General features: G+C 51.3%; 9 protein-coding genes. All 9 read right to left on the bottom strand.

The genetic code is table 11. The features are described from left to right. Nucleotides 1-24: 24 nt before the first annotated feature. The 9 genes from K1X45_RS10250 to K1X45_RS10210 all read right to left on the bottom strand — a co-directional run bounded on the left by K1X45_RS10250 (nt 25) and on the right by K1X45_RS10210 (nt 11,078). Complete coding sequence (locus K1X45_RS10250; RefSeq protein ID WP_220158750.1) at nt 25-765, bottom strand: nucleotidyltransferase family protein; 741 nt, start codon at nt 763-765, stop codon at nt 25-27. Between the two features lie 5 nt (nt 766-770). Further along, a complete protein-coding gene (gene tsaE, locus K1X45_RS10245; RefSeq protein WP_220158749.1) occupies nt 771-2,297 on the bottom strand; it encodes a tRNA (adenosine(37)-N6)-threonylcarbamoyltransferase complex ATPase subunit type 1 TsaE in 1,527 nt (508 codons plus the stop codon). Nucleotides 2,298-2,384: 87 nt separating this feature from the next. Continuing rightward, nucleotides 2,385-5,000 (bottom strand): PAS domain-containing sensor histidine kinase, encoded by a 2,616-nt coding sequence (locus tag K1X45_RS10240; RefSeq protein ID WP_220158748.1) that lies wholly within the window; start codon nt 4,998-5,000, stop codon nt 2,385-2,387. A gap of 199 nt (nt 5,001-5,199) precedes the next feature. Beyond that, nucleotides 5,200-6,600, bottom strand: a complete 1,401-nt coding sequence (gene ahcY / locus K1X45_RS10235) for an adenosylhomocysteinase (protein ID WP_220158747.1) — start codon at nt 6,598-6,600, stop codon at nt 5,200-5,202. Between the two features lie 169 nt (nt 6,601-6,769). Beyond that, on the bottom strand, nt 6,770-7,081 hold the full coding sequence (locus tag K1X45_RS10230) for an HPr family phosphocarrier protein (protein WP_022709257.1): 312 nt from the start codon (nt 7,079-7,081) through the stop codon (nt 6,770-6,772). Nucleotides 7,082-7,133: 52 nt separating this feature from the next. After that, complete coding sequence (locus tag K1X45_RS10225) at nt 7,134-7,535, bottom strand: PTS sugar transporter subunit IIA (protein ID WP_022709258.1); 402 nt, start codon at nt 7,533-7,535, stop codon at nt 7,134-7,136. Nucleotides 7,536-7,820: 285 nt separating this feature from the next. Beyond that, complete coding sequence (locus K1X45_RS10220) at nt 7,821-8,303, bottom strand: HPr kinase/phosphorylase (protein WP_075653930.1); 483 nt, start codon at nt 8,301-8,303, stop codon at nt 7,821-7,823. A 19-nt stretch (nt 8,304-8,322) separates the two neighbouring features. Next, complete coding sequence (locus K1X45_RS10215; protein ID WP_220158746.1) at nt 8,323-10,164, bottom strand: sensor histidine kinase; 1,842 nt, start codon at nt 10,162-10,164, stop codon at nt 8,323-8,325. Between the two features lie 194 nt (nt 10,165-10,358). After that, complete coding sequence (locus K1X45_RS10210; protein WP_022709262.1) at nt 10,359-11,078, bottom strand: response regulator transcription factor; 720 nt, start codon at nt 11,076-11,078, stop codon at nt 10,359-10,361. Nucleotides 11,079-11,195: the final 117 nt, after the last annotated feature.

Genomic DNA, 11,195 nt, shown 5'->3' with positions numbered 1-11,195 from the left:
GTCTCCCAGATACTGATTATCGTTTTAAGCCAGTGTCAAAAGGGCAGCTTCTGCCTCGCCGATTGCCTCCGGCGTACCGACCGTCAACCAATGCCCCTGCATGACCATACCGTAAAGCCGGCCTGCGGCAATGGCAGCGTTAAAATAGCTGTTGAGGGAAGAAACACTAATCTCTTTACCGGCAAAAAGCTGCGGATTAACCAGCGCCGCACCGGCATAAATATAATCGGAACGCTCATCCACAGGCACACGGCGCAATGTGCTGTCTTCATTGAGATGAAAATCGCCGCGCCCTTCATGGCCGGTGGAGTGATGCCGGTCTGCCAGCATCAGCAGAATATCCATTCTGCTTTCATCCCAGCTTTGCGCAAGACGCTTCAGATTGGAATTCTGGCTATCCACCCAAAATGTATCGGCATTGAGAATATAGAATGTCTTATCGCCGAGCTCCGGCAGTGCTTTGAGAATACCGCCTGCGGAATCGAGCAGCAGTTCGCGTTCATCGGAAATAGTGATCGCAATGTCATCACGGGTTTTCAGGTGCTCTTCCATCTGGTCGGCCAGATAATGCACATTGACCACGGCCTTTTTAACACCGGCTTCAACCAGCGCATCCAGCCCGCGATCAATCAATGTGCGGCCTGCAACCTCGATCAGCGGCTTTGGCGTGGTCAGGGTCAGCGGGCGCATCCGTGTGCCCAAGCCCCCTGCCAATACCATTGCTGTATCAGGGGCAAATGCTTCTGAGTTCTTCTTATCCGGCATGGGTATTAATCCTGCAAAAGACCATTGTCCTGATACCATTTGCGCACCGGTGCGAGCGACGGATGCTGCAAGGCACGGGCTGCATAAGCCTGAATACGCGGCAGATGCTGCAAATAAGCCGGCTTACCATCGCGTTTGAACAGACGCACAAAAATACCGAGAATTTTGGTGTTACGCTGCGCAGCCATAATGGCATAGGCGGAACGGAAGGCCTCTTCGTCAAAGGCCTTGGCCAGCTTGCAGCGTTCATCGCAATAGGCCGTAACAATCTGATCTTGTAACTCATCTGCAATTGTCACACGGGCATCCATTGCCAGAGATGCCAAGTCATAGGCAGATGGGCCGATCATCGCATCCTGAAAATCAATAATGCCTAGGCGGGCAATGCCTTCTGCCTTGTCCTGCCAGAGAATATTCGGCGAATGATAATCGCGCATCAGCAGATTATATTCTGCGTTTTCAAGGCTTTTGAATACACTGTCCCATGCCTGTTCAAAGCTTTGTGTCTGGTCTGCACTGGCAGGCTCACCTTGGCAGTACGGCAGATACCAGACCGGCAGCAATTCCGCTTCGATCAGCATCGCATCACGGTCAAACACATACAGATGATGGGTACGGTCTTCACTGATTGTAATATCCTGCGGCCAGTCATGCTGATGCAGATGCGCCAGCATTCGTGCTGCCGCTACATAGCGCTCTGCGATTGGTTTTCCTTCACTATCCAGCACACTTTCCGTACCCAGATGCTCCATCAGAAGAAAACCACGATCGAGATTAAGCGCCAGAATTTCCGGTGCGCGGAAACCTTTTTCACGCAGCAACCGGTTCATCGCAACGAAAGCATCCATATTCTCCGCCAGATGGGCAATCTGGCGATACGGACGTCCGTCTTTGACCGGCGGATCATAAGGCATGGCCGGTGCATTCATCAGGATTTCGGTACCGCTCTCACTGGTAATCAGCTCATAACCGCGCGGCGATGCGTCGCCCAGCAGATAACGGCGGAAAGCATGATGGCGGTCAGATTTTTCCAGAAAACTGCGGATACCGAGCGAGCGGGAAATACGCCGCGCAGCTTTGGCTGTCACTTCCATCGTCAGACGGCGGCCGTCACCTTCATGCTCAATACTGATCGCAATTGTCGGCACAGGTAAAACACCCTCACCCTGCTGCGGCCATTCCACCAGCACAGCACCGCTTTCCAGCGCCTCATCAAGCCCCAGCTCATCCAGTTCTTCCGGCGAGGACAGGCGATAGAGATCAGTGTGGGCTACAGGCAGCCGCAATTCAGGATAAGACTGTACCAGCGTAAAAGTCGGGCTTGGCACTTCGTAGAAATCGTCATTGGCTATGGTGCGGATGATCGCGCGTGCCAGAGTGGATTTGCCTGCGCCCAGATCACCTTTCAGCGTAACAAGGTCGCCTTTAGCGAGTGCCAGTGCGATATCTTCCGCAAAACGGATCATCGCGGCTTCATTTTCCAGCACCAGCTCTACCGTATAGAGAGTGCTGCTATCCTGTTCATCAGCCATATCAGCTTCCGTTATTATATGCTCTGCCCGTCATCTCCGGACATGATGAGAATAATGATATTCAGAGGAAAAAACAGTCTGATCCGGTTATTCGGCTGCTGCACGATACAGGCGCGCATCCAGCGGGAAACGCACAAGCACAGTTGTGCCTGAAGACGGTGCCGTACGGATATCAACCGTACCACCATGCAGCTCCACAAAGCTTTTCACCAGCGACAGACCAAGCCCTGCACCACGGCGACGGCCGCCATTGCTGTGCGACTGGAAGCGTTTGAATACCGTATCCAGAACTTCTTTAGGCATGCCCGGCCCGTTATCGTGGACACTGAAAAGAATATGATCACCGTCAAGACGCGCATCCAGACCGATAACCGAACCTTCCGGCGCATAATTGGCCGCATTACTCAGCAGATTGAACAGCACCTGATGCACACGATTAGCATCGCCGCGGAAACTGGTGACGGCATCTTCAATATTGATCTGCAGCGCAATATTATGTTCGCGCAGACGGTCTGTGACGCGTTCACCGGCAGCAGCAATCGCCTCACGCACCGGTACATCGCTGACATCCAGCTCCATGATACCGGCATCGACGGTCGCCAGATCAAGAATATCATTCACAATGGTAAGCAGTGTCAGTGAGGATGTGCTGATATGTTCAACATATTCGCGCTGGCGGTTGTTCAGCTCACCGAAGCCCGGTGTCTGCAACAGTTCGGTAAAGCCGATAATATTGGTGAGCGGCGAACGCAGCTCATAGGATACGTGCTGAACGAAATCATTCTTGATCTGATCGGCTAGTTCCAGCGCTTCGTTTTTGTCTTTCAGCGCACGTTCCACATGCACCGTATCTGACACATCAACAAAGGTCAGCATCATCTGACCTTTTGGCAGCGGTACCACGGCATAAGAAAGGATTGTGCCGGTGGATAGTTCTGCCTGTCCCTGCGTACCTTCGCGCTTGTCGGCAATACCGGTGACTGCCGAGACAAATTCATCCCAATAGCGGTCATCGGCCAGTTCTTTACATTGCTTGCGGATAACTGAAATATGCGTGCCTTCAACGGCAATTGTCGGCGGGATCGACCACAATTCGGCAAAGGCCGGATTGGACAGGCGGATACGCCCGTCAGCGCCGAACACGGCCACGCCTTCGGCCAGATGATCCAGCGTTTCACCCTGCACTTTCATCAAAGTATTATAACGGCTTTCAAGATCAAATTTCTCGGTCATATTCTCGAAGAACCATGTCACGCCGCCCTGTGGATGCGGATTGGCAACCACACGCAAGGTGCGGCTGTCCGGCAGATGCCACCAATGTTCCTGCGGATCAACGGCACGATAGGCCGATAACATGGATTCTTTCCAGCGACGCCATTCCGGCTGTTCCGGCAATTTACCGTCACTGCGCAAACCGTCAAACAACATGGCATTGCTCGGGTGGCTTTCCAGATAGGCAATATCCAGCGACCACAATTTGGCAAAAGCCTGATTGAAGAATTGCAGCTTCATTTCAGGATCAAAAATCGCCACAGCTGTTGAAAGCTGGTCGAGCGTTTCCGCATGGCTGCGGAGTGTGCGCTGCAATTCTGCCCGCACCTGCTCCAGATCGCTCATATTGGCTGCAAAACCGGCAGAACCGGCTGAGCAGGAAACCTCCGCCACATCCAGCATATGACGATCACCGGCAATTACAGTGGCCAGCCGGTCACGGAAAGTGGCAATGGATGTGCCCTGTTGTGCTGCCTGCATCATAACCGGTTGATGGCTCAGATTAGCCGCGGACGGATCGGCTGACAGAACACGCTCGCGCTCAATCTTCTGACGCGCCTGTTCGCCCAGCAATTCACGCCCTTCCTGCAACACCTGATCGAGATCATTTGCACCGACAGCCTGTACATAGGCATTATTCGCCCAGTTCAGCCGTCCTTCCACATCGCGTGTCCAGACAGTCTGATCCAGACGGTTCAGAAGTGCATGGAGCATTGTCAGCGTGTCGGACAGCTCATTGTTCTGTACCTGTAATTGCGCGGCTCTGGCCTGAACACCGTCTACATTAATGAAGCGGGTAATGGCATAGGCACCGGTTGTCTGCCCCTGCACTTCGAGCATGGTGCCGTTATTGGTCTCAACCAGAAAATCAAAGGAGCGGCCATATTCGCGCAGCGATAAAATCGCGCGCTCCAGTGCCACCACGGAATCGGTGCGCAACCAGCGCCCGAAACTTAAAAAAGCCGCCGGATCCTGCGGCACTCCGCTGGCCACCGGCAACTGACCAAGCACTTCTGTCTGCGTATTATGTTGTGGTGTCCCGCGTTTTGCCGGTTCCGCACCTGCCCAGACCACAATACGCTGATCTTTCAAATTAAGCAGGGTTTCGCTGCGCGTCACCGCATGGCTGAGATCAGCAACACGGGCACGCAAAGCACTGTTCTCGCGGTTAACACGGTTACGGCTGCGGATGATCCAGCTGACCGACAAAAGTGCGGCACCTGTTACCCCCACAACAATGGCAAATTGCACCACTTCATTCGGACCTAAAGTGCTTCCGCCCGGCATCGGAATTCGTCCGATATCATAGCTTTGCGCCAGTGCCTGACCGGATACCAAAACAGAAGAAAATGCGGCTGTCGCTGCCAGAGCTTTGCGAAAATGACGGCTTATAACAGAGCCAATATTTCGAAATGAACTGACACCTGACATGCCTTAAAATTCTCCGCCGCAGCATTTGCTGCTTCATAACTGTTTAAAAATCAGCGGCAGAATTTTCTGCCATTATCTTCGAATCATAGCACAATACAGCTACAGGGAATCTGTTTGAAGCGCTGCGGGCGCAAAAATAAAGGCCGGAAGAATGTCAATCCTTCCGGCCACAATATGTTGTATGTTAATTAAACTATAGTTAATACCTGTAGTGATCCGATTTAAATGGTCCCTGCGGTGTCACACCGATATATGCAGCCTGTTCCTCAGAAAGCACAGTCAGCTTCACGCCAAGCTTGGCCAGATGCAGCCGCGCAACCTTTTCATCGAGATGTTTCGGCAGCACATAGACTTCGTTTTTATAAGTCTCGCCACGGGTGAACAGCTCGATCTGACCCAACACCTGATTAGTGAAAGAGGCAGACATCACAAAGCTCGGATGGCCGGTCGCATTGCCGAGATTGAGCAGACGACCTTCAGACAGCAGGATCAGACGCTTATTATCCGGGAAGGTGATCATATCCACCTGCGGCTTAATATTCGTCCATTTCAGATTGCGCAGCGCACCGACCTGAATTTCATTATCAAAATGGCCGATATTGCCGACAATCACCATATCTTTCATCTTGCGCATATGCTCGATGGTGATGACGTCTTTATTGCCGGTTGTGGTGATGACGATATCCGCATCCGCTGCGGCATCGTCGAGCGTGACCACTTCAAAACCATCCATTGCCGCCTGCAAAGCGCAGATCGGATCAACTTCCGTGACCTTCACGCGGGCACCGGCACCGAGCAATGACTGGGCAGATCCTTTACCCACATCACCATAACCGCAGACAATAGCGACTTTGCCGGCCATCATCACATCAGTACCGCGACGGATGCCGTCCACCAGCGACTCTTTACAGCCGTATTTATTGTCGAATTTCGATTTGGTTACGCTGTCATTGACGTTAATCGCAGGGAAAGGCAGCTGACCCGCACGCTGCAACTGGTAAAGGCGGTTTACGCCGGTAGTCGTTTCTTCCGTCACACCTTTCAGCGCCGCACGCTGGCGGGTGAAAAAGCCCGGTGTTTCAGCCATACGTTTTTTGATCTGCGCGAAGAGGATTTCCTCTTCTTCACTGCCCGGTTTTGACAGCACATCTTCACCGGCCTCAGCGCGTGCACCGATCAGAATATACATGGTAGCGTCGCCGCCATCATCGAGGATCAGATTGGAAGGCTCACCATCCGGCCACTGGAAAATTTTATCCGTATAGGTCCAGTATTCTTCCAGTGTTTCGCCCTTGATTGCGAAAACCGGTGTGCCTTCAGCCGCAATCGCCGCCGCTGCATGATCCTGTGTCGAGAAGATATTGCAGGATGCCCAGCGCACTTCTGCACCCAGCGCCTGAAGTGTTTCAATCAGCACAGCTGTCTGGATTGTCATATGAAGGGAGCCAGAAATCCGTGCGCCTTTCAATATCTGTTTCGGCCCGAATTCCTCACGCGATGCCATCAGACCCGGCATTTCTGTTTCCGCAATGACAATTTCCTTGCGTCCCCAGTCAGCCAGACCGATATCCTTGATGATATATTCTCCCGATACAGACATCTGCACTCCGCTTTCAGCTGTTACAACTTCAATAAAAATATGTGTAGCAGATCAGAGAAAGCGGCTCAAACAAAAATATAAGGCAATCTTTATATCTTTATGTAGTCTGAGTCGGCCAATAAAAAAGCACCGGAGTGACCGGTGCTTTTAAAAACTGAATTAAGTCTCTTTAGCATTCTTCGCCGAATTTATCGCCGACAAGCTGTTCCAGCGCATCAAGTACGGCTGTTGCCTCAACGCCGCAGGCGCTGACATCAATGCAACATCCCGGTGATGCGGCAAGCATCATCAACCCCATAATCGATGTGCCGCCAACACTCATTCCGTCTTTTTCAACACGGACATGAGCGTCAAAACTATCCACCAATTGCACGAATTTTGCCGAAGCCCGCGCATGCAGACCCCGCTTATTCACGATCGTAAATTTGCGGGTCTCTGCCTTATCAGGCTCATAACATCCGCTGACAGCAACCTGAGCCATATTTATTTTTCCCGTCAGTACCTAATCTGATTACCCGTAGTGCCTGACTTTGTTATTTGCTCGTCAGTACCTGACTGGCAACATTAATATATTTACGGCCTGCATCCTGCGCTTCACGCAATGATGCTTCCATATCACCGGACTGACGCACACTGGTCAGTTTAATCAGCATCGGCAGATTAACACCGGCAATGACCTCAACCCTGCCCGCATCAAGCACTGAAATTGCCAGATTGGAAGGCGTTCCGCCGAACATATCGGTCAGAATGATGACACCCTGTCCCTGATCAGCCTTAGCAACCGCCGCGACAATATCCTCACGGCGTTTTTCCATATCATCATCGGCACCGATACTAACGGTTTCGAAATTTTCCTGAGGGCCGACAACATGCTCAACAGCATGGTGAAACTCTTCGGCCAGCCTTCCGTGCGTAACAAGCACGAGTCCGATCATTATTAAACTGCTCCTGCTGGTCGCTTTTCCATTGTCGCACTCACAATATAAAAGCTTGTAAGCTCAATCCGAACCAAAAGTTCAGACATTTACCCCTAAGATATAAATTGTGCGGCCGATATTATCTGAATTCAGGCTCAGATTTTCAATATTGGCCAGACCTTCTATGTTGGCACCGAGAATAATGAGTGCAAGCAAAAAATAAAGCCCCCCACGGCTTTCGTCGGTTATGCCGCACTGAAACACAGATTTTATTCTAAACCAGCCGTTAAAAAACAAGGGCTTTCAGGCAGTTTCACGGCTGCCCCAGCGTTTCATAAATAAAGTCGCTTCTATGGCTCTGGCACATTGCAGCGAATCGCAATCCCCTGCCAATTCCGGCAAGACCAGCACAGGAACCATAATTCCTGCCAGTTCGCGCTTTTCATCTGCCGGATAACGGGGCGCTTTATCCGCACTCACCAGCTCGACCAGCAGATTTATTTCTGCCTGTGGCTGATACGGCACCTCAAATAAACCTGCCCCGCGAATTTCAACAGCACCGGCAATCGCTGAAGGTGTGGAAGCGATCAGCTTCCCCTCTTCTGTACTGATCGTCGTCTGGTCATCAGAAATCAATGTACCAACACGGCCTGTCTGCTGCGCGCGTTCGATCAGGGTGAGCGCCAGCGATGATTTTCCTGAACCGGAAGCACCGCATATTAAAATGCCAAAGGAACCAAGAACCAGAGATGTGGCGTGAAACACAAAACTTTCAGAATTGCTCATGCGTTTCTCCGCTTTATTATCAGTTTTCCGTATTCTGTGCCGCCTGTGCACGCTGACGTCTGGTGTTTTCCGGTAATTCCGCCGGCAGATCAATCAGGAACCGTGCACCCAGCCAATGTTCAGCATCTTCAGGATCAGGAATATTAGAAGCTGTTAGTGTACCACCATGAGCTTCGATAATCTGCCGGCTGATTGAAAGTCCCAGACCCGAATTCTGACCAAAAGCCTCAGAAGACGGACGATCCGTATAGAAACGCTCGAAAATACGTTCAATATTTTCAGCGCCGATACCCGAACCATTATCCTCAACGACAACCTGAATTTTCGAACCTTTATGGTTCAGATAAATTCTGATTTCACCATTATCTTCCGGCACAAAGGTACGGGCATTTTCAATCAGGTTAGAGACAACCTGACCAAGCCGCAAATCATGACCCGGCAGATAAAAGCCTTTTGCCCCTGCCGGAAGCTTACCGATATCCAGCAGGATTTTTGTGCCCACTTTATTACGGCGCACTTCTCTCGCAGCTGCCACAATATTATTGAGCAGCGCCTGCATATCCACCCGATCCGTATGTTCACGGGCAAGTTCCGCATCCAGACGCGATGCATCGGAAATATCGGTAATCAAACGATCAAGACGCCGCACATCATGCTGGATCACGTCAAGAAGACGTTTCTTTGCACTCTCGGTTTTCGCCAGAGGCAGCGTTTCAACTGCACTGCGTAAGGAAGTCAGCGGATTTTTCAACTCGTGACTGACATCGGCCGCAAAACTTTCAATCGCCTCAATACGTGCATAAAGCGCATCGGTCATATCGCGGATCGAGGTGGAAAGATGGCCGACTTCATCCTGACGGTCAGAGAAATCCGGAATTTCAACACGGCCTTTAATACCGTGGCGCACACGATCCGCTGCTTCAGACAATCTTCGCAGCGGATTGGCAATCGTTGACGCTAGAAACAGCGACAGGATCACCATCACCAGCGACACAACAACAAAGACACGCAGGATCGCATTGCGTTCACCGCGAACAATCTTATCAATATCACCGCCCTCGGTCGACATCAGCAAAACGCCGAGCACCGCACGGTAACGCTGGATCGGAACGGCAACCGAGACAACCAACTCGCCTTTTTCATTCCGGCGCTGTGCTTTACCGGAAGAACCGGTCAAAGCTGTAATCACTTCCGGATAGACAGAACCGTTACCGCCCGGCGGCTCCTGATAGAGCGGCAGACTGTTGCGGTTAATCAGATTATTGAACCATGTGCTGATCTGCTCGCCAAAGCTCTGATCATCCTCATCCAGTACCGGCAAATCATAGCTCAGCACCTGTCCGCGCGAATAAAGATGGCGCGAGTCCAGCAGGATATTGGCATTATTATCGTAAATACGCGCACGGGTACTGGTTGGAGAAATCAATGTCCGCAGCAGCGGCGCTACTTTTTCCGGATTGATCGGAAATTCCCAGTTATCCGGAGAATCCGGTGACGGAGTAATACTCTGACCGGCCTGCAATTCAAGCAGCTTATCCGGATCGATCATAATCGAATTGGTATCAACGCTTGCTGATGAGGCAATGGAAGCCGCAATAATCTTACCTTGCGTCAGAAGACTTTCAATCTTCGCGTCCACCAGACCATCACGAAACTGGTTGAGATACATGATCCCCGAAACCAGCACCGCAAGCGCTGCCAGATTAAGAAACAGAATACGCTTGGTCAGACTGGAGAAAACATAATTGCCCAATGTACGGCGCAGCGGTGAAAACAGTCGCCGCCAGACAAGCGAGCGCTGACGGCGCGCAAGACGTTCCTTGCGGCGCAATGTCGTTCTGTTTTCCGTTTCTGCGACCATTGAGGGCGATCAGTTCCTTCAGCGAATTAAGACGGAGCAGTTATGCAATGCATTATAACCGCTCCGTGCTTTTATATCAGCTATATTTGCAAAGCTTCACGCTTCGGGCTTTTTTATATTACGAAGCGCTTACGCTTCGTATTTTCTAAAATGCGAGGCTTTTACGCCTCGTGCTTTCTTATATTACGAGGCTTTTACGCCTCGCGGAAGCGATAGCCAACGCCGTAAAGCGTCTCAATCATTTCAAAATCATCGTCAACAACTTTGAACTTCTTACGCAGACGCTTGATATGGCTGTCGATCGTGCGGTCATCCACATAAACCTGCTCGTCATAAGCAGCATCCATCAGCGCATCACGGCTTTTCACAACACCCGGACGCTGTGCCAGCGAATGCAGGATAAGGAATTCAGTCACCGTCAATGTAACCGGTTCGCCCTTCCATGTGCAGGTATGGCGCTCCTGATCCATTTCCAGCTGGCCGCGCTGCAATGACTTTGTCGGCTGACCCGGATTTTTAACCGCACCTTCACGAGCCGCCACACGGCGCAGCACCGCTTTAACACGCTCTACCAGCAGACGCTGGGAGAACGGCTTGGTGATAAAATCATCCGCGCCCATTTTCAGGCCGAATAATTCGTCGATCTCATCATCTTTCGATGTCAGGAAGATCACCGGCAGATCAGATTTCTGGCGCAGACGGCGGAGCAGTTCCATACCATCCATACGCGGCATTTTAATATCGAAAATTGCAAGATTTGGCGGACGTGCCATCAGACCATCCAGCGCGGAAGCACCGTCTGTATAGGTCTCGACCCGATAGCCTTCAGACTCCAGAGCAATGGAAACAGAAGTCAGGATATTGCGGTCATCATCTACGAGCGCAATGGTCTGTGTTACCGGAACTTCCCTCATCAGGTCGCTTCTCCTCAATCAAATTCGACTATTCAACTTATATAGCACGTCTTTTAAGCAGGACAAATTAAGTACAAAGTAAGGCAGCAGCAATTTTTCTGATGCTTCGCCTGCAAT

It is taken from the genome of Pseudochrobactrum sp. Wa41.01b-1 (genome assembly GCF_019464455.1).
Classification (GTDB): domain Bacteria; phylum Pseudomonadota; class Alphaproteobacteria; order Rhizobiales; family Rhizobiaceae; genus Pseudochrobactrum; species Pseudochrobactrum saccharolyticum.
Note: the sequence above shows the minus strand (reverse complement) of the source record. Positions and strands in the feature narration are given on the sequence as shown.

Bases quoted from the DNA above. Each gene is read 5' to 3' on its own strand.
- K1X45_RS10250 (WP_220158750.1), bottom strand. From the start codon at position 765: ATGCCGGATAAGAAGAACTCAGAAGCATTTGCCCCTGATACAGCAATG.
- tsaE (WP_220158749.1), bottom strand. From the start codon at position 2,297: ATGGCTGATGAACAGGATAGCAGCACTCTCTATACGGTAGAGCTGGTG.
- K1X45_RS10240 (WP_220158748.1), bottom strand. From the start codon at position 5,000: ATGTCAGGTGTCAGTTCATTTCGAAATATTGGCTCTGTTATAAGCCGT.
- ahcY (WP_220158747.1), bottom strand. From the start codon at position 6,600: ATGTCTGTATCGGGAGAATATATCATCAAGGATATCGGTCTGGCTGAC.
- K1X45_RS10230 (WP_022709257.1), bottom strand. From the start codon at position 7,081: ATGGCTCAGGTTGCTGTCAGCGGATGTTATGAGCCTGATAAGGCAGAG.
- K1X45_RS10225 (WP_022709258.1), bottom strand. From the start codon at position 7,535: ATGATCGGACTCGTGCTTGTTACGCACGGAAGGCTGGCCGAAGAGTTT.
- K1X45_RS10220 (WP_075653930.1), bottom strand. From the start codon at position 8,303: ATGAGCAATTCTGAAAGTTTTGTGTTTCACGCCACATCTCTGGTTCTT.
- K1X45_RS10215 (WP_220158746.1), bottom strand. From the start codon at position 10,164: ATGGTCGCAGAAACGGAAAACAGAACGACATTGCGCCGCAAGGAACGT.
- K1X45_RS10210 (WP_022709262.1), bottom strand. From the start codon at position 11,078: ATGAGGGAAGTTCCGGTAACACAGACCATTGCGCTCGTAGATGATGAC.